The 22,736-nt window shown below is 61.3% G+C and carries 18 protein-coding genes; 12 read left to right on the forward strand and 6 right to left on the reverse strand.

The annotated features are described in order from the left end of the window. Positions 1 to 5 precede the first annotated feature (5 nt). The 3 genes from tssK to tagH are packed head-to-tail and all read right to left on the reverse strand — an operon-like array spanning position 6 to position 3,254. Positions 6 to 1,340 carry a type VI secretion system baseplate subunit TssK gene (gene tssK, locus AB4P90_RS28900; RefSeq protein ID WP_019818126.1) on the reverse strand — a complete coding sequence of 445 codons (1,335 nt, stop codon included), beginning with the start codon at positions 1,338 to 1,340 and terminating at the stop codon, positions 6 to 8. Between the two features lie 18 nt (positions 1,341 to 1,358). Continuing rightward, positions 1,359 to 1,868, reverse strand: a complete 510-nt coding sequence (gene tssJ, locus AB4P90_RS28905) for a type VI secretion system lipoprotein TssJ (protein ID WP_019818127.1) — start codon at positions 1,866 to 1,868, stop codon at positions 1,359 to 1,361. Positions 1,869 to 1,925: 57 nt separating this feature from the next. Beyond that, a complete protein-coding gene (gene tagH, locus AB4P90_RS28910; RefSeq protein WP_060766897.1) occupies positions 1,926 to 3,254 on the reverse strand; it encodes a type VI secretion system-associated FHA domain protein TagH in 1,329 nt (442 codons plus the stop codon). Positions 3,255 to 3,647: 393 nt separating this feature from the next. On the opposite strand from tagH, the gene tssA reads away from it, so the two are divergent. The 12 genes from tssA (at position 3,648) to AB4P90_RS28970 (ending at position 20,798) form a co-directional block, all read left to right on the forward strand. After that, on the forward strand, positions 3,648 to 4,667 hold the full coding sequence (tssA, locus tag AB4P90_RS28915; protein WP_019818129.1) for a type VI secretion system protein TssA: 1,020 nt from the start codon (positions 3,648 to 3,650) through the stop codon (positions 4,665 to 4,667). A 54-nt stretch (positions 4,668 to 4,721) separates the two neighbouring features. After that, positions 4,722 to 5,228, forward strand: coding sequence for a type VI secretion system contractile sheath small subunit (tssB, locus tag AB4P90_RS28920; protein ID WP_003195557.1), 507 nt, complete (start codon positions 4,722 to 4,724; stop codon positions 5,226 to 5,228). Positions 5,229 to 5,230: 2 nt separating this feature from the next. Further along, on the forward strand, positions 5,231 to 6,727 hold the full coding sequence (tssC, locus tag AB4P90_RS28925; RefSeq protein ID WP_003195559.1) for a type VI secretion system contractile sheath large subunit: 1,497 nt from the start codon (positions 5,231 to 5,233) through the stop codon (positions 6,725 to 6,727). 155 nt (positions 6,728 to 6,882) lie between these two features. Continuing rightward, on the forward strand, positions 6,883 to 7,371 hold the full coding sequence (locus AB4P90_RS28930) for a type VI secretion system tube protein Hcp (RefSeq protein ID WP_003195562.1): 489 nt from the start codon (positions 6,883 to 6,885) through the stop codon (positions 7,369 to 7,371). Between the two features lie 72 nt (positions 7,372 to 7,443). Next, complete coding sequence (gene tssE, locus AB4P90_RS28935; protein ID WP_003195563.1) at positions 7,444 to 7,959, forward strand: type VI secretion system baseplate subunit TssE; 516 nt, start codon at positions 7,444 to 7,446, stop codon at positions 7,957 to 7,959. Beyond that, a complete protein-coding gene (gene tssF, locus AB4P90_RS28940; RefSeq protein ID WP_020302842.1) occupies positions 7,956 to 9,815 on the forward strand; it encodes a type VI secretion system baseplate subunit TssF in 1,860 nt (619 codons plus the stop codon). Before tssE ends, tssF begins: the two co-directional genes overlap by 4 nt. Continuing rightward, positions 9,779 to 10,822 carry a type VI secretion system baseplate subunit TssG gene (gene tssG / locus AB4P90_RS28945; RefSeq protein ID WP_395605551.1) on the forward strand — a complete coding sequence of 348 codons (1,044 nt, stop codon included), beginning with the start codon at positions 9,779 to 9,781 and terminating at the stop codon, positions 10,820 to 10,822. Before tssF ends, tssG begins: the two co-directional genes overlap by 37 nt. Beyond that, positions 10,815 to 13,475 carry a type VI secretion system ATPase TssH gene (tssH, locus tag AB4P90_RS28950; protein WP_019818130.1) on the forward strand — a complete coding sequence of 887 codons (2,661 nt, stop codon included), beginning with the start codon at positions 10,815 to 10,817 and terminating at the stop codon, positions 13,473 to 13,475. The genes tssG and tssH overlap by 8 nt, the downstream gene beginning before the upstream one ends. Before the next feature lie 156 nt (positions 13,476 to 13,631). After that, the gene (locus AB4P90_RS28955; protein ID WP_014720503.1) at positions 13,632 to 15,578 is read left to right on the forward strand and encodes a type VI secretion system Vgr family protein; all 1,947 of its coding nucleotides are present in this window, start codon (positions 13,632 to 13,634) and stop codon (positions 15,576 to 15,578) included. Positions 15,579 to 15,593: 15 nt separating this feature from the next. Then, on the forward strand, positions 15,594 to 16,028 hold the full coding sequence (locus AB4P90_RS28960) for a DcrB-related protein (RefSeq protein ID WP_130174791.1): 435 nt from the start codon (positions 15,594 to 15,596) through the stop codon (positions 16,026 to 16,028). A 14-nt stretch (positions 16,029 to 16,042) separates the two neighbouring features. Next, positions 16,043 to 20,413, forward strand: a complete 4,371-nt coding sequence (locus AB4P90_RS28965) for an RHS repeat-associated core domain-containing protein (RefSeq protein ID WP_395605552.1) — start codon at positions 16,043 to 16,045, stop codon at positions 20,411 to 20,413. A gap of 10 nt (positions 20,414 to 20,423) precedes the next feature. Continuing rightward, positions 20,424 to 20,798, forward strand: coding sequence for a DUF4259 domain-containing protein (locus AB4P90_RS28970; RefSeq protein ID WP_044269929.1), 375 nt, complete (start codon positions 20,424 to 20,426; stop codon positions 20,796 to 20,798). Positions 20,799 to 20,901: 103 nt separating this feature from the next. Here AB4P90_RS28970 and AB4P90_RS28975 read toward each other — a convergent pair whose 3' ends face one another. The 3 genes from AB4P90_RS28975 to AB4P90_RS28985 all read right to left on the reverse strand — a co-directional run bounded on the left by AB4P90_RS28975 (position 20,902) and on the right by AB4P90_RS28985 (position 22,720). Then, positions 20,902 to 21,177 (reverse strand): HU family DNA-binding protein, encoded by a 276-nt coding sequence (locus AB4P90_RS28975; protein ID WP_003195589.1) that lies wholly within the window; start codon positions 21,175 to 21,177, stop codon positions 20,902 to 20,904. A gap of 190 nt (positions 21,178 to 21,367) precedes the next feature. Beyond that, entirely contained in the window at positions 21,368 to 22,516 is a 1,149-nt protein-coding gene (locus AB4P90_RS28980) for an NAD(P)/FAD-dependent oxidoreductase (protein WP_395605553.1), read from the reverse strand. Between the two features lie 36 nt (positions 22,517 to 22,552). Further along, a complete protein-coding gene (locus AB4P90_RS28985; RefSeq protein WP_014720509.1) occupies positions 22,553 to 22,720 on the reverse strand; it encodes a rubredoxin in 168 nt (55 codons plus the stop codon). Positions 22,721 to 22,736: the final 16 nt, after the last annotated feature.

A 22,736-nucleotide genomic window follows, 5' to 3' on the forward strand; every position in this document is an offset into this window, starting at 1 on the left:
GCCAATTATCCTCGGATCGCCCAGAAGGCCAGGTTCAAGCCCGGGAACTGCCCGGCGATATGGAAGGCGAAACCGCCGGAATTATTCAGCTGCTGCCAGTGCTCGCTGCCACGGTCCAGCTCGTAGTAGGTGCTGCCAGCGTGGTAAGGCAACTGGCGTGGCGCCACCGGCAACGGCAGCAGGCCGATGCCCGGAAGTTGCAGGTTGACCATGTCGCGGATGTGCTCCACCGAGCCGACCTTGCTCTGCTGGCCGAAACGCGCACGCAGGGTTTCGCCGGGCACATCGGCGCGTACCACGAGGATGAAACTGGCGTTGTCGAGCAGGGTCTTGTCGGCCAACATCGCCACATGGATGCCGTAGGCTTTCTCCACAATGGGGATCGGCGTGGCCTTGCTGTCGATGAGCATCGACAGCGCTTCACGCAGGGCCGCCATCACCGGCATGAAGCTCAGGGCCAGGTCGTCGTGCTGGTACTGCGGGTATTCGTGTGGACGGCGGCTGGAGGTTGAGAAGGTGGAAAACTCACCGGCCAGGCTGACCAGTTCGCTGAAGAAGCGCTCCGGGTGCAACGGGCTCAACTGGCTGAAGTGCTGGATCAGCGGCTGGGCGCGGTTGACCAGTTGCAACAGCATGAAGTCGGCGATCTCAGAGGCCCCCCCGGCACCCGAGGCCACAACGCGGCCGGCCAGGGCTTCGCCACGCTGGTGCAACAGGCCCAGCAGTTCGCTGCGAAAGGCCGTCAGCGGCTTGCTTGCGGCCACGTCCAGCACGGGCGGGATGTAAGTGTCATCGAGCACCAACGCACGGTCGGCACGCTTTTCCTTGATGCGTACCAGGCCGATGGCGGCGTAGTCGCTGATGCCGTCCTGCGCCGTCAGCAGGCGCAATGCCCGCGACCCCACCGCAACCGGTGCACGGTTTTCGAACGGGGCGTTGTCGTCGCGCACTTCACGCACCTGGCTCACGTAGCGCGCCGCTTCCAGGGCTTCACCCTCGTCCACCGTGTCACGGGCGCCGGCGCGCTTGAGCGGCAGGGCCAGGTACACCAGGCCGTCGCGCAGGTTGTCGTCGATGTTCAACGGGCTCGGCGCCAGGTCGTCCTGGGGAATATTGAACGGCGTGCCATCGGGCAGCAGGCCGCGGGCCGACACAATCGCCAGCTTGCCCTGGGCCAGCAGGCCCTGGTCGATCAGCAGTTCGGAGAACCCCCAGGCACCCGCTGACAACGGACGGCTGCGGGCATCGATCAGGTTTTCCAGGTAACGGTCATGCTGCTGGAAGTGCTGCGTTCCGATGAACATGCCTTCCGACCAGACCACGCGATTGTTCCAGGACATGGGGGCTCCGATTGCTTGTTATTGGGCTGGGCTGGATGGGGAAGCCACGACGTCGGCGCGCACGGCATGCACGTCGAGGCTGATCTGGTATTCGCTGTATTGGCGCGGCGGCACGTTGATGACCGTGCGCCATTGCGCACGGTCCAACTCGCGGTAGCCCACCAGCAAGCCGATCTGGCGCGTGGACGGGTCGAGATCGCGCTGCAGGCTCAGTTGTTGGCCGGGCTGCACCATCACTTCGTCCTGGTCCAGCAGGTCGAGGCCGAGGGTCGATTGCGCACGGTCCGCCAGGGCGAAGTAATCGGAGCGTGAAAAGGTCGCGGCGTTTTTCAATTCGAAAATGCGCACCCGCACCGGCGCGGCCTGGCCGTTGGCACCGGGGTTAAGCCCGGCAATCGCATGAAAATGCAGCTCAACGGCGGCCGTGTCAGCTTCGGCCTCGGCAGCCGCCTGGGGTTTGGCAGTGTCGTTGGCACACGCCGTCAGCAGCAGCGCGGTGGCGGCTGCGAGTAAAAACCTGGGAATCATCCTGCGTCCTCAATGACGTATTTAGCTATCCGTTTTATCCATTGGTGCGAGGCGTTTTCAGCGTCGCTGTCGTGCACTGTGTTCTTCGTAGGCCCGGCTGAATTCGCGACCGAACAGGTCCTGGAAATCGTCCTGGGCCTCGCGGGAAATGTTGCTGTAGAGCTCGGTGAACTGCTGCCAGTACTGGGCCTGGCGCGAACCGTTGAACAGACTCGAGAGGCCGCCGGGTTTGCCCATGCGCTCCTCCAATTGCGCCGGTTCAAAGCGCGTGAGCAGGTGTTTGATCGCCGCTTCCACGCCAGCCATCACGGCCAACTGGTGGGCGCGCAGGTCGTCGAAACTGTCACGTACGGCGAGGTCCGGCGCCATAAACGCCTGGTTGCCATGACGCAGCAACAGCAGTAACGCTTCATCGGCATTCGGGGCGAATTTCAACGGGTTGTTTTCGGCGGGGCGGATCATCGTCTGCTGCATGCGAAACTCGCCCTTGAGGCTGGCACGGGCGCGCAGTACGTCGATCAGGCCCTCGACCATCAGCCGGTAGCTGCGGCCGATGCTTTCCATCTGCGCGCAAGCGTCGGCTTTGTCCAGGCGCAACTGGTCCAGGCCCGCACCGCGCAGAAAGGCTTGCAGGAGGTCCGGTTGTGGCTCGGCATTGGCCACGGGGAGCGCAACAGGCTCGACCACAGGTGGCGGCGGGATGATCGGGTCTGGGGCGGGCGCAGCATTGACCACGGGCGCGGGCGCGTCGCCGAACAGGTCCCAGTCTTCGGGAATCACCGAGCCTTGCACCAATGGCTTTTCGGGCGCCGGTACGGTCACTGGGGCCGGGGGGCGAAAATCGTGTTGCTCGGACGGCACATGGTCCGCCACGGTGGGCGGCGGCACGGCGGTGGGGCTGAGGAAGTCGAACAGGTCTGGCAGGGTTTCCATGGCCGAGGCGCCCTGGAATTGCGGGGCGATCATCGGCGTGGGCGCAGGTTGGCTCGCCACGGCGCCCATCAGCGCTTCAAAGCTATTGGGTGAGTCACCGGCAAATGGCTGGCTGTCGATGGCCTGCACGTTGAAGTCGATACGCGCCTGGATTTCGTAATCGCCGATGCGGATCAATTCACCGTCTTGCAACGGCTCGCTGTTACCCCGACGCATACGAATACCCGCCTTGACCAACTCCACACCATTGGTGCTGTTATCAGTCAAATAATAACGGCCATCTTTGTATTGAATAACGCAATGTTGCGAAGAGACGAGACGCTCAGGGTCGGGCAATACCCAGTCATTGTCAGAACTGCGGCCAATAGCCATCACGCCCTGATCCATGGACTTTTCGGGGCATTGCCCAGGTGTGATCTTGTGATAACTAGTGATAGTCAAACACAGCGACATCTTGCCTCCTTGCTGATACATCGCGCGCAGTCTACCCAGGAGGCAGCACCGCCCTGGAGAGTCCCGTCCTGTCGTACAAACGACCGCCAAAATCTGCTTTTACCAGCATGATCGCTGATCTTAACTGGCTTCCATGACAAAAATCCGCTCTGTGCGCGCCTTTCGACTCGCCAGTCGCGCAGGTTGTTAAACACCGCACATCTGTCACAGAGGGCGAATAGCTTACCTTGACAAGCCATAAGTACTACACCAAAAATGCACAACTTCTTGAACATCAGTGATGGCGCAGTAGTGGCACGCTGAGTATATGACCAAGAAAACATGCAAAGTTCATTACGCAACTAATGCATGCATTGCCCGCCATCCAGCGGGCCGATAAGGAGATCGAATTCAGTGGATGTGCCGTTGCTGCTCACCGCCGTTTCCGCGACGTCGCCCTGTGGCGAGGACATGGAGTATGACGCGCAATTTCTGCAATTGGAACGTGATGCCAAGGGCCAACCCGAACGCAGCATGGGCGACTCGATCCTGCCCGCTGAGCCGCCCGAGTGGCGCAGCATCCAGCAGCAAAGCCTCGACCTGTTGCAGCGCAGCAAAGACCTGCGCATCACCCACTTTCTGCTGCAAAGCACCCTCGCCCTCCAGGGTGTGGCTGGGCTGGCCGAAGTCCTCACGCTGATCGACGCCTTGCTGCGCCAATACTGGGCCGATCTGCACCCGCGCCTGGATGCCGACGATGACAACGACCCCACCGTGCGCATCAACGCCCTTACCGGCCTGACCTGCGAGACCAATATTCGTCTGCTGCGCGAAAGCATCCTGACGCGCTCGCGCACCTTCGGGCCCGTGACCCTGCGCGCAGCGCTCAACGCCAGCGGCCTGCAGAGTTTTGCCGATGAGCAGTTGGGCAACCAGCAACTCAACGCCGCGTTCCTGGACAGCGACCCCGAACAACTGCAAGCCACCCGTGACGCCTTGAGCGCGGCGCGTGCGGCGTGCGAGGCCATTGAGCAACAGGTCAATGACCAAGTCGGTTCCGCCCAGGGCGTGGACCTCAGCGCCTTGAAGCAGCCGCTCAAACAGGCCCTGCAACTACTCAACCAAGCGGTGCCAGGCACCGACAGCAGCAGCGATCCCGAGGCCGTCAGTGAAGACAATGCCCCCTCGGTCGATAACGCCGCCGCGCCCGCAGCTCCTCGCCCTTCTGGCGACATCGCCACCCGCGACGATGTGCTGCGCAGCCTCGACAAAATCCTCGCGTACTACACCCGCCACGAGCCTTCGAGCCCGCTGCCGGTGCTGTTGAACCGAGCCAAGAATCTGGTACATGCCGACTTTGCGGCCATCGTGCGCAATCTGATTCCCGATGGCATGTCCCAATTTGAAAACCTGCGCGGCCCCGAAAGCGAGTAAGCCGCCGGACCGTGCAGTAACAACACCGTCGCTCAAGCGACCAGGAGCAGCAACGTGGCGAAGCAAAGTTCTCAGAAATTCATCGCGCGCAACCGTGCGCCTCGAGTGCAGATCGAGTACGACGTCGAGCTTTACGGCGCCGAGAAAAAGGTCCAGCTGCCCTTCGTGATGGGCGTGATGGCCGACCTCGCCGGCAAGCCTGCCGAGCCGCTGGCACCCGTGGCCGACCGCAAGTTCCTTGAGGTGGACGTCGACAACTTCGACTCACGCCTCAAGGCCATGCAGCCACGCGTCGCGTTCCACGTACCCAATGAGCTGACAGGCGAAGGCAACCTGAGCCTGGACATCACCTTCGAAAGCATGGACGACTTCAGCCCGGCCGCCGTGGCCCGCAAGGTCGACTCCCTGAATCAGCTGCTCGAAGCCCGCACCCAATTGGCCAACCTGCTGACCTACATGGACGGCAAGACCGGCGCTGAAGAAATCATCATGAAGGCGATCAAGGACCCGGCATTGCTTCAGGCACTTGCCAGCGCGCCCAAGCCTGCAGGGGAGCAGTAATCATGACGGACAATACCGCCCGCGAAGGCAGCCAGATCCTGGGTACCACCGAAGAAGCCAGCGAGTTCGCGAACCTGCTGCTGCAAGAATTCAAACCCAAGACCGAGCGTGCCCGCGAAGCCGTTGAAACCGCGGTGCGCACCCTGGCTGAACAGGCCCTGGCGCAAACCGACCTGGTGTCCAACGACGCGATCAAGTCGATCGAATCGATCATCGCCGCCATCGACGCCAAGCTCACCGCCCAGGTCAACCAGATCATCCACCACCAGGATTTCCAACAACTGGAAAGCGCCTGGCGTGGCCTGCATTACCTGGTCAATAACACCGAGAGCGATGAGCAACTGAAGATTCGCGTGCTCAACATCTCCAAGCCAGACCTGCACAAGACCCTGAAGAAATTCAAGGGCACCGCGTGGGACCAGAGCCCGATCTTCAAGAAGATGTACGAAGAAGAATACGGCCAGTTCGGTGGCGAACCTTACGGCTGCCTGGTGGGTGACTACTACTTCGACCAGTCGCCGCCCGACGTGGAACTGCTGGGCGAGCTGTCAAAAGTCTGCGCCGCCATGCACTCGCCTTTCATCGCTGCGGCCTCGCCGACCGTGATGGGCATGGGTTCGTGGCAGGAACTGTCGAACCCACGCGACCTGACCAAGATCTTCACCACCCCGGAATACGCCGGCTGGCGCTCGCTGCGTGAATCGGAAGATTCGCGCTACATCGGCCTGACCATGCCGCGCTTCCTGGCACGCCTGCCGTACGGCGCCAAGACCGACCCGGTAGAAGCCTTCGCCTTCGAAGAAAACACCGACGGCGCCGACAGCTCCAAGTACACCTGGGCCAACGCCGCCTACGCCATGGCAGTGAACATCAACCGTTCGTTCAAGCACTACGGCTGGTGCTCGCGCATCCGCGGTATCGAGTCTGGTGGTGAAGTGGAAAACCTGCCGGCCCACACGTTCCCTACCGATGACGGTGGCGTGGACATGAAGTGCCCGACCGAAATCGCCATCAGTGACCGCCGTGAAGCGGAACTGGCGAAGAACGGTTTCATGCCGCTGCTGCACAAGAAAAACACCGACTTCGCCGCGTTCATTGGCGCCCAGTCGCTGCAAAAGCCTGCCGAATACGACGACCCGGACGCCACCGCCAACGCCAACCTGGCCGCACGCCTGCCGTACCTGTTCGCCACCTGCCGTTTCGCCCACTACTTGAAGTGCATCGTGCGCGACAAGGTCGGCTCCTTCAAAGAGAAGGACGAAATGCAGCGCTGGTTGCAGGACTGGATCCTCAACTACGTCGACGGCGACCCGGCGCACTCCACCGAAACCACCAAGGCCCAGCACCCGTTGGCGGCGGCCGAAGTGATCGTGGAAGAAGTCGAAGGCAACCCGGGGTATTACAACTCCAAGTTCTACCTGCGCCCGCACTATCAGCTTGAAGGGCTGACGGTGTCGTTGCGCCTGGTATCGAAACTGCCTTCGGCAAAAAGCGCATAAGTAACGATTGAGCTAGCTCGTTCCCACGCTCCGCGTGGGAATGCCGCCCGGGACGCTCTGCGTCTCGGTGACGCGTAGCGTCACAGGATGCGTTACCACGCAGAGCGTGGGAACGATCACCCAATCAAGTGGCATGGGCCACACAGGGAGAAAACATGGCTGTTGATATTTTCATCAAGATCGGCGACATCAAGGGCGAGTCCATGGACAAGGCCCACAAGGACGAAATCGATGTGTTGAACTGGAGCTGGGGCATGTCCCAGTCCGGCAACATGCACGTCGGCGGTGGCGGTGGCGCGGGCAAGGTGAATATCCAGGACCTGTCGCTGACCAAGTACGTCGACAAGGCTTCGCCCAACCTGATGATGCACTGCGCCAGCGGCAAGCACATCGACAAGGTCAAGCTGACCGTGCGCAAGGCCGGTGGCGAGAGCCAGGTCGAGTACATGGTGATCAACCTGGAAGAAGTGCTGGTCACCTCCTTGAGCACCGGCGGTTCGGGCAGCGATGATCGCCTGACCGAAAACGTCACCCTGAACTTCGCCCAAGTGATGGTCGACTACCAGCCGCAGAAAGCCGACGGCACCAAAGACGGCGGCGCCATCAAGTTTGGCTGGAACATTCGCTCCAACACCAAACGCTGATAGCCCTTGTGGCCGTGGCCCGGTGCCACGGCCATTGTGTCCCTCTCGCAACCCGTCCGTGGAGCTGCTTTGGTGGTAACTGAAATCGCTTCCCGCGACCGTCTGCAACCGTCCCTGCTGGACCGGTTGACCGACGACGACCCGACCAACCCCAAGGAAAGCGCCGACAAACGCGTGCTGTCCCTGACCCAATTGAAGGCCTCGGTGCTGCGTGACCTGGCGTGGTTGCTTAACACCACCTCGTTACTCGATACCGATGCCACGCTGCACACCCCGGCCGGCACTTCGGTGGTCAATTACGGCCTGCCAGCACTGGCGGGCAACAGCGCGTCGAGCGTCGATATCAAAGCCCTGGAAGCCTTGATTTACCAGGCCATCGCCACTTTCGAGCCGCGTATTTTGCGCCACACATTGCGGGTCAAGGCGCGCATGGGCCATGGCGAGATGAATCACAACGCCCTGAGTTTCGAGATTGAAGGCGACCTGTGGGCACAGCCGGTGCCGTTACGTTTGCTGTTGCAGACCGACGTGGACCTGGAGTCCGGCCATGTGCGCGTGCTCAATGCCGACCAGCGGAGACGCCCATGAACCCGCGCCTGCTGGAGCTGTACAACCAGGAACTGCACCACGTGCGCGAAAGCGCCGCCGAGTTCGCCAAGGAATACCCGAAGATCGCCAGTCGGCTGACCCTGTCCGGCATGGACTGCGCCGACCCGTACGTCGAACGTTTGCTTGAAGGCTTCGCCTATCTCACCGCCCGCGTGCAGCTCAAGCTCGACGCCGAGTACCCGACCTTCACCCACAACTTGCTGGAAATCGCCTACCCGCACTACCTGGCACCGACGCCGTCGATGACCGTAGTGCAATTGCAGACCGACCCCGATGAAGGCTCCCTGGCCGGCGGTTTCCCGCTGCCCCGGGACACGGTGCTGCGTGCCGCCCTGGGCCGTGAAACCCAGACCTGCTGCGAGTACCGCACCGCGCACCCGGTGACGCTGTGGCCGTTGCAGGTCAGCAACGCCGAATATTTCGGCAACCCCGCCGCCGTGCTCGGACGCCTGGCCGCCAGCGAACCGAAAGCCAAGGCGGGCCTGCGCCTGACCCTGCGCACCGGTGCCGAGCTGCCGTTCAACAGCCTCGACCTGGATACCTTGCCGCTGTACCTGAGCGGCGCTGATGAACAACCGTTTCGCCTCTACGAACAACTGCTGGGCAATGCCTGCGCGGTGTTTGCGCGCCAGCCCGGTGGCGATTGGGTCGAGCGCCTGCCCCAGGGCGCGTTGCGCTCGCGGGGGTTCGATGATGCCGATGCGGCCATGCCGGTGGTGGCGCGGGCGTTCCAGGGCTATCGCCTGTTGCAGGAGTACTTCGCCCTGCCCCATCGCTTCCTGTTCGTTGAGTTCGCCGAGTTGAGACGCGCGGTCAAGCGGTGTGACGGCCAGGAGCTGGAACTGATCGTGTTGTTCGACCGCCACGAACCGAGCCTGGAAGGCAGTGTCGGCGCGGCGCAGTTCTTGCCGTTCTGCACGCCCGCCATCAACCTGTTCCCCAAGCGCGTGGACCGCATCCACTTGTCCGACCGGGTCAATGAACACCATGTGATCGCCGACCGTACGCGGCCGATGGATTTCGAGATTCACTCCTTGAGCGGCATTACCGGCCATGGCACCGGACCGGAGCAGCCGTTCTTGCCGTTCTACGCAGTGCGCGATCCGTCGCGCTATGGCCGCGACCAGGCGTATTACAGCGTGCGCCGCGAGCCACGGGTGCTGTCCAGCGACCAACGCCGCAATGGCCCACGCTCCACTTATGTGGGCAGTGAAACCTTCGTCAGCCTGGTGGACAGCCGCCAGGCGCCGTATCGCCATGACCTGCGCCAACTGGGCGTGACGGCGCTGTGCACCAACCGGGACCTGCCGCTGTTCATGAGCGTGGGCAACGGCAAGACCGACTTCACCCTGGCCGACAGCGCGCCGGTACTGGCCGTGCGATGCGTCGCCGGGCCAAGCCGCCCGCGTGCCAGCCACGCACATGACGCCAAGGCCTGGCGCCTGATCAGCCAGTTGTCGCTCAACTACCTCTCCTTGAGCGAACAGGGCCAGGGCGCCGGCGCCTTGCGCGAATTGCTGCGCCTGTACGGCGACAGCAATGACGCCGCCCTGCAATTGCAGATCGAAGGCCTGCGCGAAGTCAGCAGCAAGGCGGTGACCCGACGCCTGCCGATGCCTGGCCCGATTGTGTTTGGCCGCGGCCTGGAAATCACCCTGGAGTTCGATGAAAACGCGTTTCGCGGCACCGGCGTGTTCCTGCTCGGTGCAGTGCTGGAGCGCTTCCTGGCACGCTACGTGTCGATCAACAGCTTTACCGAGACGGTGATCCGTACCACCGAACGCGGCGAGATCATGCGATGGAAAGCCAAGCCCGGACGGCGTCCGACCCTGTGAGAACCCTGGACGCGATGCACCAGGAGCCCTGGGAATATGACTTCTTCCAGGCATTGCGGCGCATCGAGTGCGAAACGCCCGAGCTGCCACGCCTGGGCCATTCCCTGCGCCTGGCCGATGATCCGCTGCGCCTGGGGCAGCAGGCCGATTGCATCTTCGCACCCGCCACCCTCGCCTCGGTCGCCCCTGGTGGCGACGGCAAGCCGGCGCGGTTGGAGCAGTTCTTCTTCGGCCTCGGCGGCCCCAACGGGCCGCTGCCGCTGCACATCACCGAGTACGTGCGCGAGCGCCAACGCAACAACGCCGACAGCACCAGCAAGCAGTTCCTGGATGTGTTCCACCATCGCTTGTTGACCCTGTTCTATCGGGCCTGGGCCGAGGCGCGGCCAACGGTCAGCCATGACCGCCCGGACGATGACTACTGGTCCGCCCGCCTCGCCGCCCTGAGTGGCCGCGGGATGCCGAGCCTGCTCAATCAAGGGCTGATCCCCGATACCGCGAAGCTGCATTACAGCGGCCATCTGTCGGCGCAAACCCGTTACCCGGATGGCTTGAAAGCGATCCTGGGCGAGTACTTCGGCCTGCCGGTAGAGATCGAGGAATACGTCGGCCAATGGCTGGAACTGCCCGAACGCAGCCGCGTGGGGGTCAGCGCCAACCAGTTGGGCGTGGACTTCTGCCTGGGCAGCCACGTATGGGACCGCCAGCACAAATTCCGCATCCGCCTGGGCCCGCTCACGCTGGATGACTACATGGGCATGCTGCCCGGCCAACAGCCGTTCAACGAGCTGGTGGCGTGGGTGGCCGAGTACCTGGGCCATGAATTGGACTGGGACTTGAACCTGGTTTTGCAACAACCCGAAGTACCGGCGCTGCAACTCAACGGCCAGTTCCGCCTGGGCTTCAACACCTGGCTCGGCCAACCTGCGCATGACGCCAACGACCTAATCCTGGCCCGGCATTACGCCGACCACGCCACCACCTCAAGGAATCCAGAGCATGGGTGAAATCAGTCGCGCCGCACTGTTCGGCAAACTCAACAGCGTGGCCTACAAAGCCATCGAAGCCGCCACCGTGTTCTGCAAATTACGGGGCAATCCGTATGTGGAACTGGCCCACTGGTTTCACCAGTTGTTGCAACTGCAGGACTCCGACCTGCACCGCATCATCCGCCAGTTCAACGTGGAGCCGGCGCGCCTGGCCCGCGACCTCACCGAAGCCCTGGACCGACTGCCGCGCGGCTCCACGTCGATCACCGACCTGTCCTCCCATGTGGAAGAGGCCGTAGAACGCGGCTGGGTGTATGGCAGCCTGATGTTTGGCGAAAGCCAGGTGCGCACCGGTTATCTGGTGCTGGGCATCTTGAAGACACCGAGCCTGCGCCATGCGCTGCTGGGCCTGTCCGGCGAGTTCGACAAGATCAAGGCCGAGGCCTTGAGCGAGCGCTTTGACGAATACGTCGGTGACTCGCCGGAAAATGCCTTGAGCGCCAGCGACGGTTTCAATGCCGGTGTGCCAGGCGAGGCCAGCGGTGCCATGGCGCCCAGCGCGATGGGCAAGCAGGAAGCGCTCAAGCGTTTCACTGTGGACCTGACCGAACAGGCCCGCAGCGGCAAGCTCGACCCAATCGTGGGCCGTGACGAGGAGATCCGACAACTGGTGGACATCCTCATGCGTCGGCGCCAGAACAACCCGATCCTCACTGGTGAGGCCGGGGTGGGCAAGACCGCCGTGGTCGAAGGTTTCGCCCTGCGCATCGTCGCCGGTGACGTGCCGCCTGCGCTCAAGGACGTGGAGCTGCGCAGCCTCGACGTGGGCCTGTTGCAAGCCGGCGCCAGCATGAAAGGCGAGTTCGAACAGCGCCTGCGCCAGGTCATCGAAGACGTGCAGGCCTCGCCCAAGCCGATCATCCTGTTTATCGACGAAGCCCATACCCTGGTGGGTGCCGGTGGCGCTGCCGGCACCGGTGACGCAGCCAACCTGCTCAAGCCTGCCCTGGCCCGTGGCACCTTGCGTACCGTGGCTGCCACCACCTGGGCCGAGTACAAAAAGCACATCGAGAAAGACCCGGCCCTGACCCGCCGCTTCCAAGTGGTGCAGGTTGCCGAACCGTCGGAAGACAAGGCCCTGCTGATGATGCGCGGCGTGGCTTCCACCATGGAAAAACACCATCAGGTGCAGATCCTCGACGAAGCTCTGGAAGCCTCAGTGAAGCTCTCCCACCGCTACATTCCGGCGCGCCAGTTGCCGGACAAATCCGTAAGCCTGCTGGACACCGCCTGCGCCCGCGTCGCCATCAGCCTGCACGCGGTACCCGCGGAAGTGGACGACAGCCGTCGCCGTATCGAGGCCCTGGAAACCGAGTTGCAAATCATCGCCCGTGAGCATGCGATCGGCATTGCCATTGGTGCGCGTCAAACCAATAGCGAAGCGCTGCTGACCGCCGAGCGTGAGCGTCTGGCCACGCTGGAAAGCCGCTGGGCTGAAGAGAAAGCCTTGGTGGATGAACTGCTCGCCACCCGCGCAACCTTGCGCGAGAAAGCCGGTGTGGTGGACAGCGGCAACGATGAGTTGCGTGCGCAATTGGTCGACCTGCAACAGCGCCTCACCGCCCTGCAAGGCGAAACCCCGTTGATCCTGCCGACCGTGGATTACCAGGCCGTGGCCTCGGTGGTCGCCGACTGGACCGGCATCCCGGTGGGCCGCATGGCGCGCAATGAGCTGGAGACTGTGCTCAACCTCGACCAACACTTGAAGAAACGCATCATCGGCCAGGACCATGCCCTGCAGATGATCGCCAAGCGCATCCAGACCTCCCGCGCCGGCCTCGACAACCCGAGCAAGCCGATTGGCGTGTTCATGCTGGCCGGCACCTCGGGTGTGGGCAAGACCGAAACCGCCCTGGCCCTGGCCGAAGCCATGTATGGCGGTGAGCAGAACGTCATCACCATCAACATGAGCGAGTTCCAGGAAGCCCACACCGTGTCCACCCTCAAGGGCGCGCCACCGGGCTATATCGGCTACGGCGAAGGCGGTGTGCTGACCGAAGCGGTACGGCGCAAACCCTACAGCGTGGTGCTGCTCGATGAGGTGGAGAAAGCTCACCCGGACGTGCATGAGATCTTCTTCCAGGTGTTCGACAAGGGAGTGATGGAGGACGGCGAGGGCCGGGTGATCGACTTCAAGAACACCTTGATCCTGCTGACCACCAATGCCGGGACAGAGCTGATATCCCAGGTGTGCAAAGACCCGGCGAACATCCCCGAGCCCGAGGAAATCGCCAAGGCCCTGCGCCAGCCACTGCTGGAGATTTTCCCGCCGGCCTTGCTCGGCCGCCTGGTGACCATCCCGTACTACCCGCTGAGCGATGAGATGCTCAAAGCGATCACGCGCCTGCAACTGAACCGAATCAAGAAGCGCGTGGAGAACACCCATAAAGTCGCGTTCGAGTATGACGACGCAGTGGTCGACCTGATCGTCTCGCGCTGCACCGAGACCGAAAGCGGCGGGCGCATGATCGACACCATCCTGACCAACAGCCTGCTGCCGGACATGAGCCGCGAGTTCCTCACGCGCATGTTGGAAGGCAAGGCACTGGCGGGGGTGCGGATCAGTAGTCGGGATAATGAACTGCACTACGACTTCAGCGACACCGAATAACTATTGTTGGAATACGGTCAGTGTGGGAGCTGGCTTGCCTGCGATAGCGGTCTGACATTCAGCATTGATGTTGACTGATCCACCGCTATCGCAGGCAAGCCAGCTCCCACAGTTGATCCGGTTCCGTCAGTGATGACGGTATTTACGGGACTACCGATGCTATTCAACCAAGCCTCACGCCTGGCCAAGATCAACAGCCCCCTCGGGCCGGATGTGCTGCTGCTCAACGAAATGGGCGGCGGTGAAGAGTTGGGCCGGCTGTTCAACTATGAGCTGCAACTGACGTCCCTGGACGCCAACATCGACCTGAACCAATTGCTGGGTAAACCGATGAGCGTCGGCCTGCAACTGGCGGACGGCGGCGAGCGGCATTTCCACGGGATCGTTGCGCGGTGCAGCCAGAACATCGACAAAGGCCAGTTCGCCAGTTACCAAGTCACCCTGCGCCCTTGGCTGTGGTTGCTCAGCCGCACCTCCGACTGCCGGATTTTCCAGAACCTGAGCATCCCGCAGATCATCAAGCAGGTGTTCCGTGACCTGGGTTTTTCCGACTTTGAAGACGCCCTCAGCCGGCCGTATCGCGAGTGGGAGTACTGCGTGCAGTACCGCGAGACCAGCTTCGATTTCGTCAGCCGACTGATGGAACAGGAAGGCATCTACTACTTCTTCCGCCATGAACAGGACCGCCATGTGCTGGTGCTGGCCGACGCCTATGGCGCCCACACCAGCGTGCCCGGCTACGCGTCGATCCCCTACTACCCCAAGGACGAGCAGCAGCGCGAACGCGACCATATGCACAATTGGCACCTGGCGCAGGAGGTGCAGCCGGGCTCGCTGGAGCTGAACGACTACGACTTCCAGCGCCCCAGCGCGAGCATCGACGTGCGCTCGGCCATGCCGCGCCCGCACACCGCCGGCGACTACCCGCTGTACGACTACCCCGGTACCTACGTGCAAAGCGCCGACGGCGAACACTATGCGCGCACCCGCATCGAGGCCCTGCAAACCCTGCATGAACAGATCGAGTTCAGCGGCAATGCGCGCGGGCTGGGCTCGGGCCATCTGTTCAGCCTCACCGGTTTCAGTCGCCAGGACCAGAACCGCGAGTACCTGATCGTCGGTTGCCGCTACTTCATCGTGCAAGAAAGCCTGGAAAGCGGTGGCGGTTCAGGCTCGGCGCAGTTTGAAAGCAGCCTGACCTGCATCGACGCCCAACAGAGTTTCCGCCCGCTGGCCAATACTCACCGCCCCATCGTCAAAGGCCCGCAGACCGCCTTGGTGGTAGGCCCCAAGGGCGAGGAAATCTGGACCGACCAGTACGGCCGCGTGAAGGTGCATTTCTACTGGGACCGCCACGACCAATCCAACGAGAACAGCTCGTGCTGGATTCGTGTGTCGCAATCCTGGGCCGGCAAGAACTGGGGCTCGATGCAGATTCCGCGCATCGGCCAAGAGGTGATCGTCAGCTTCCTCGAAGGCGACCCCGACCGACCGATCATCACCGGGCGGGTCTACAACGCTGAGCAGACGGTGCCCTACGACTTGCCGGAGAACGCCACCCAGAGCGGCATGAAAAGTCGCTCCAGCAAAGGCGGCACGCCGGCCAACTTCAATGAAATCCGCATGGAGGACAAGAAGGGCTTGGAGCAGTTGTATATCCATGCCGAGCGTAACCAGGACATCGTGGTGGAGGTGGATGAAAGCCACTCGGTGGGGCATGACCGCAACAAGAATATTGGGCATAACGAGACGGTGACCATTGGCAGTAACCGCCTGCGGGTTGTGCGCAATAACGACACGGTGATCGTGGGCGGTGCCAAGTCCGACAGCGCCGCCACGAGTTACACCATCGAGGCCGGCGAGAGTCTTCGCCTGGTGTGCGGCGACAGCGTGATTGAGCTCAAGGCTGGCGGCGACATCAACCTGACCTGTGGCTCGTTCAACCTGTTTTCCACCGGCAGCAGCAAGATCCAGACGAAGGGCAAGCTGGACATCAACCTGGGCAGCGACAAAGGCACTTCGCCGGGTGCCCAGGGCGTGCAAAGCACGATCAAGTCCGCCGTCGAGTCAAAATTCCCCGGTAAGCCCGGTGCTGGTCAATAACGAGATTTTGTCACCATGAACTACCTGATCAACGAAGCCCAATTCATCCTTCCCGACGCCGAGGTACAGGACACCTCCATCAATATCCTCAAGTTCGCCAAGCTGGGCACCACCCTGGTGGTGAGCCGCAGCCCGTTGGCGGACGGCGAAAGCCTGCAAAGCAATTTTGAAGGCCAGCTGAAAAAACTCGAGCAGCAGGTCAAAGATCTGCGCTATAGCCCTGCACAAGCGGTCAAGGTCGGCCCAGCGCAGGACATCGATGCGTTTGAAGTGCAGAACCACTTCAACAAAGGCAGCGACAACATTTACCAGTATCAGCTGGCGATGCAGATACCTGGCACCCGCAATCTGATTGCCCTGAGCTACGTCAAGACCCAGCCCCTGGGCCCTGCCGAAGCGGCACACTGGGCAACGCTGAAAAACACACTCCACTTCCTCGCCACGCCCTGAGTCGAGTCTGAGCAATGAGTGAGGATCTTTGGGCGGCCCGCGAAGGCGACGCACTGCTGCACACCTCGGTGATGGCCGATATTCTCGGCGGCGTGCTGGAAGTGGCCGCCTATGCGGCGCTCACCACCGTGGGCTGCCTGGCCGTTGCCGGGGCGGTGTTCCTCGCGACGGGTGCAACCATCGCCACCGGCGGTGTAGCCCTGGTGTTGGTGGTGGGCGCGGTCGTCGGTATTACCGCTGGCCTCACGGGGGCGGACTTGAAGATATCCAGTTGGTGCGAGTCCGCCGCCAACTGGGTGTTCCCGCCGGTGATCGATGCCTTCATCACCAGCGGTTCGCACAACGTGTTCATCAATGGCAAAAAGGCCGCCCGCGCCGCAGGCAAGATGACGGCTGTACCGGTCGCGCCCAGCGAGCCGGCAGCGCCGAGCTTCCTGGATATGGCCGGGGAGTTTTTCTCGCAGATGTGGCGCCCGACCGTCGCCTCGCCCGCCCCCGGCACCGAGCCGTGCCCGCTGGACACCGTGGCGTGCAACAAGCATCCGCCCATGCCCCTGCAGTTTATTGCCGAAGGTTCCAGCTCGGTGTTCATCAACGGGCAGCCTGCGGCACGCAGCGGTGATCGCAGTACCTGTGACGCCAAGATTGGGACGGCTGAGGGCCTGATTTCGCCGGATGTGCGCATTGGTGGTGAGACCATTGTGGTGCAGGAGATTCGTAGCGGGAAAACGCCGGGGGTGGGGCTGGCGATTGCCGTGGTGATGGCGCTACGGGGCAATGTGAAGTGTTTCTGGACCAAGCTGCCGTGCCTGGTCGGTGGCTTGCTGGTGGGGGGCGCCGTCTCTTACGCAACCAGCAAGGTCACCTCCGCGCTCAAGAGCGCCATGAATGGCTCGCCCAATCCAGTGCACAGCGCGACGGGAGCCAAGATCCTGGGCGGGGATGAGGAACTGGACTTCACGTTACAGGGATTGCTCCCGATAGATTGGCAGCGCTTTTACAGCAGCCTCGACACACGCCGGGGCGGCCTATTTGGCGCTGGCTGGAGCGTCGCATATGAGGTGTCGATCGAGATAGAAGCGGACGAAAACCTGGTCTACATCGACGAGCAAGGACGCCGCCTGGAGATCGGTTACATCCCATTGTCCGGCGGAGCGTTCGATCCGGGCCAAGGCCTTGCAGTCAGGCGCAGCGGCGACGGCGCGGTATTGATCGAGAGCATCGACGGCCTGTATCGCCTGTTCGAGCCCGACCCGCTGAATAACTCGCGGATGCGCTTGCATCTGCTGGGTGATCGCAATGAGGGGCGGATCTTCCTCGACTACGACAGTCAGGGCCGACTGTATCGCCTGCGCGACACCCACGACTTGATGCATGTAGAACTGAACTACTCGGCTGAACACCCTAGGCGTGTGAGCTACATCGAGCGGCGTTACCTGCGCCAGGACCATTTCGATGCGCGCAGCGATGTGCTCGTCAGTTATCGCTACGACAGCGTGGGCGATCTGGCTGAAGTGCTGGACGAGCAAGGTACAACCCTTCGACGCTTTGCCTACGACAATGACCGGCGAATGGTCGAACACCAATTGCCGAGTGGCCTGCGCTGCTTCTACCAATGGGCTGAAGTACCTGGGCCAGGCGGCCCGGAATGGCGCGTCAGCCGCCACTGGACAGATGCGCGTGATGAATACAGCTTCCATTACGACCTGGACGCCGGCATTACCCGCGTGACCGACGGCCTGATGCGGGTCAGCACCCGGCATTGGAACCCGCAGTTCCAGATCACTCGCTACGTCGATAACCTGGGTCATACGTGGCAGTTTGAGTGGGACGATGATCGCCAGTTGCTCGGTGCGATTGATCCGCAAAAAGGCCAGTGGCGTTTCAACTATGACGCGTCCGGCAACCTGAGCGCCGTCATCGATCCGCTGTCCAGAACCAGTAGCACGCAATGGCTGGCGCACTGGGCATTGCCCCAAGTGGAAACCGATCCGGCAGGCAACAGTTGGCATTATCGGTACGACCAGCGTGGCAATTGCGTCGAGGAAATCGACCCACTGGGAAACCGTACGCGCTATGTGTATGACGGGTTCGGTCAGCCGGTGCAAATCATCGACGCCACTGAAAAAACCAAGACACTGCATTGGAACGAATGGAACCAGTTGGTCGAGGCGGTAGATTGCTCGGGTTACCCCACCCGTTATCAATACGATGCGTTCGGCAATCTGGTGGTGCAGACCAATGCGGAAGGCGAGTCGGTGCGCTACCGGTACGGACCTCGAGGGCTATTGCTGGAATGCCAGCTTCCGGATGGTCGCGTGGAACAGTTCCAGCGCAGCGCCACTGGTTATCTGCTTGCTCACATCGATCCCGGCGGCGCCGTCACACGCTATGCCTATAATAGTCGCGGCTTGGTCAACCAACGGTGGGATGCGCATAACCGCAGCGTGATGTTCGACCATGACGACTATGGGCGACTGCGCAAACTGACCAATGAGAACGGAGAGAGCTATCACTTTGAATGGGACGCAGCGGATCGCATGGTACAGCAGCAGGATCTTGACCAGAGCCGGCGCCGCTACACCTATGATCCGCTGGCTGATGTCGTCGCCGTGGATTACCTGCCGGGGACGGAAGGCGAACCCGTAGCCCCATTGTCGCACCAGTTTCAGCGAGATCCGGTTGGACGCCTGGTCAGCAAAATAACTGCGGACGGTACTACCAGCTACGTCCACGACCTGAGCGACCAACTGATCGGTGTCACTTTCACAGCGCCTGATGGGAGTGAGCAATCACTCGGTTTCAGCTATGACGCCATGGGGCAGCTCCTAGAGGAACAAAGCTCGGCCGGTTCTGTGCAGCATCGTTACGACGAACTGGGAAACCTGATTCAAACCGGCTTGCCCGATGGTCGGTGGCTCAATCGCTTGTACTACGGCAGTGGCCACCTGCATCAGTTGAATCTCGATGGTAAGGTCATTAGCGACTTCGAGCGGGATCGTTTGCACCGCGAAGTGCAACGCACTCAGGGCCAACTCAAAACGAGTACCGCCTATGATCGAAGTGGACGGGTTCGCTCGCGACAGCGTCGTAGTATTGACCAACCGTGGCAATTGCCACCGTTGGTTGAGACTGAATACTGCTACGACCCAAGCGATAACCTGATCGGGCGTCGTCGTACTGACCGTCAAGAGCTTTTGGGCTACGACAGTACGGGACGTATCCTCGTCAACCACCAAGCAGGACGCAGCGAAACCTACGCCTATGATGCTGCCGCCAATTTGCTCGACGGCCCGACCCAAGGCGGCCTGGTAAGGCATAACCGCCTGCTCACCTATCAAGACAAACGTTACAAGTACGACACCCTTGGACGGATGATCGAGAAAAGCAGCACGGCGCGCGGGTTGCAACGGTTTACTTACAATGCCGAGCATCGCCTGATCGAAGTGCATAGCCAGAAAGGCGCGCTGAACACGATTGTGAGGATGGTGTACGACCCTCTGGGGCGGCGTGTTGGCAAAACCGAACACGATGCCAATGGGCTCTGCCTGGGAGAAACACGCTTCGACTGGGATGGCTTGCGTCTTTTACAGGAACATCGGCATAGCCAGACCAGCCTTTATCTATATGACAATTACAGCTATGACCCGCTAGCTCGAGTGGACGGTACGGGGAAACACCAGTGTGTACGGTATTACCACAATGACCTGAACGGACTGCCAGAGTACCTCACTGAGACTGATGGGCTCATAGTTTGGCAAGCGCGCTACGAAGCATGGGGCGCGCCCCTTGAAGAAGTGCGAGAAGCGTACTTCATCGAGGAGCAAAACCTGCGATTCCAGGGTCAGTATCTTGATCGAGAAACCGGGTTGCATTTCAATACCTTGCGGTATTACGACCCCGACATTGGCCGTTTTACGACACCTGACCCTATAGGTCTGGCAGGTGGTTTGAATCTTTACGCTTATGCCTCGAACCCGCTGACTTGGATCGATCCTCTTGGACTGAACCCAGCGCTCCTGGAGGCGCTTGGCTCGGATGCAAAATCAGTCGGTGTTTATCGATTTACTGACAAAAATGGCAAGCTCTACGTAGGTTCTACTACTGATCAAACCTTCGGTTCAAGACTGAGTCAGCATGTCGCTTCTGGAAAACTGCCGGCTGACAAAATCAGCTCGGTACAGTTACACAGTATGAACGGGGCCACCGCCCAGGAAATCTACAAGGTCGAAGCCAGTGAAATTGTGCGAAATGGCGGCAGGAGCGTAGACGGCGGGAAAACCTCCAACCTTCGAGCGCCTGCCGGTACACGTGAGCTATTCAAAAACCCCAACTGGGTCGCAACAGAAAAATCTAAACCATCACGTTTCGGAAAATGTGGCTAAGGAGTCAAAAATGGGCGCCTGGAATTACAACCCTTGGGAAAACGATGAAGCCGCGGACTGGTTTCAGGAGTTCTGGAAACAACAAAATTTTGCGGTCTTGATCAACGAAATCAGCCAGTTTGATCCCGCTGAAGAACGTTATGACGCCTTTAGGGCTGCCTGTTATCTATTACAAACCCTAGGCAACCCCTATATATGGCCAGCTGAATATCTGGCACAACTCAAACCCCTGATCGAGCAGGCTATTTCAATACTGACCCAACTGATTGATCCGCCCAATGACGAATGGGGGTTTCTTGATATGTGGGGCGACAGCGCCGATGTTATCAACGCAGTGGAGGAACAAATCGACGCTCTGAAAATGCGATTAGGCGAGCTGGCTTAATCTGGCATACGCATCAGCACCCAACAAAAAATGGGCACCCGACCCAGTCGGCGTGCCCATCTTCTTTACCGCCCCGCCTCCCTTCGAGACGGTACCGCTTAACTTACGGGTTGACGCTGTCTTTGAGCGACTTGCCCGGCTTGAACGCTACCGTGTTGCTCGCCTTGATTTTCACTGGCTCACCGGTTTGCGGGTTTTTGCCGGTGCGGGCGCCGCGGTGGCGTTGCAGGAAAGTGCCGAAGCCGACCAGGGTGACGCTGTCCTTGCGGTGCAGGGCGCCGGTGATTTCTTCGAGGACGGCATTGAGGACGCGGTTGGCCTGTTCTTTGGTGAGATCGGCTTTTTCAGCGATGGCGGCTGCGAGATCTGGTTTACGCATATGTGAAGCCTCTTTGACGGTTTTTTGTTGTTATGTCCGTGCTGCTCTCTGGTGGAGCAGCGCCAAGGCGCCGCAGGCTCTACTCTGCGGCAGACGGGAGTGAGGATGGCACGCCCTCGGGCGCCGCGCCAGTCTCGCGGCGGCCTTTCTACGGGTATGAACGTGATGTTTGCGACAGAACGGGTGGTATTTACGCCAGTAACGGCGGAAGTTCTTTGTTCAGCGCCAGTTTTTCCATGACAGCGCTGCCGGTCAGTGCATAACCCAGCAGACGGCCGCTGGCATCGCGGCACAGGGCCTTGATGTCGGCACCCTGCCCTTCGACGCTCCAGACGCCTTCGGTGCCTCGTGGCGCAGGTGATACCACCAGCGGGCAGACCGGGGTTTTCACGGTGATGGGCATCGGCCCATAGCTCACCGCCGTGGCATTGCCAGCCAAGGTTTGTGCCAGGGCGCGAGCGCAGCTCATCAGCGGCATCACGTACAACAGGTTCAGGCCATCGACCTCGGCGCAGTCGCCCAAGGCGTAGATATTAGCGTGGGAGGTCTTGAGGTGACGGTCCACCATGATTCCGCGGTTGATTTGCAGGCCAGCGGCTGCGGCCAGGTCTACGCGTGGGCGCAGGCCGATGGCGGACACCACCAGGTCACAGTGGATCACTTCGCCGTCCGAGAGGTGCGCTTCAAGGCCATCAGCGGCGCGTTGCAGGCGATTGAGCACCGGGCCCAGGTGAAAGCGCGCGCCGATGCCTTCGAGCCCGGCTTGCACCGCGGCGGCCGCCGCCGGGTGAAGCAGGGTCGGCATGACTTGCTCACAGGGCGCGACCAGGTCGATTTCATAGCCGCCCAGGATCAGGTCGTTGGCAAATTCGCAGCCGATCAGGCCGGCGCCGAGCAGCAGCACGCGCCGTTTGCCAGCAGCAGCGGCACGAAAGCGTGCGTAGTCTTCCAGGTCGTTGATCGGGAAAATCAAATCAGCCGCATCGCCTTCGACCGGTACGCGCACGGTTTCTGCGCCCCAGGCCAGGACCAGGTCGCGATAGGTCACCGCTTCCTCGCCGATCCACAGACGCTTGTGGCCTGGGTCGATGCCGCTGATACGCGTATGGGTGCGCACCTGGGCCTTGAGCTGCTCGGCCATGGCGCCGGGTTCGGCCATGCTCAGGCCATCGGCTTCCTTGCTCTTGCCAAAGCCGGTGGAGAGCATGGGCTTGGAGTAGGAGCGTCCGTCATCGGCAGTGATCAGCAGCAATGGGGTCTCGCTGTCGAGCTTGCGAAACTCCCGGGCGACGTTGTAACCGGCCAATCCTGTGCCGATGATCACGACAGGTGCGTTCATTCCTTTCTCCTTGTAGTACGTTTCTTAAATTCGGGATTACGCGATTTCGATCATTTCGAAGTCCGACTTACCCACGCCGCAGTCCGGGCACAGCCAGTCTTCCGGAACGTCCTGCCACAGAGTGCCTGGTGCAATACCGTCATCCGGCCAGCCGTCCGCTTCGTTGTAAATAAGGCCACAGACGATACATTGCCACTTCTTCATTACGTGCTTCCTCAGG

The organism is Pseudomonas sp. B16120 (genome assembly GCF_044218845.1).
GTDB classification, from domain to species: domain Bacteria; phylum Pseudomonadota; class Gammaproteobacteria; order Pseudomonadales; family Pseudomonadaceae; genus Aquipseudomonas; species Aquipseudomonas paracarnis.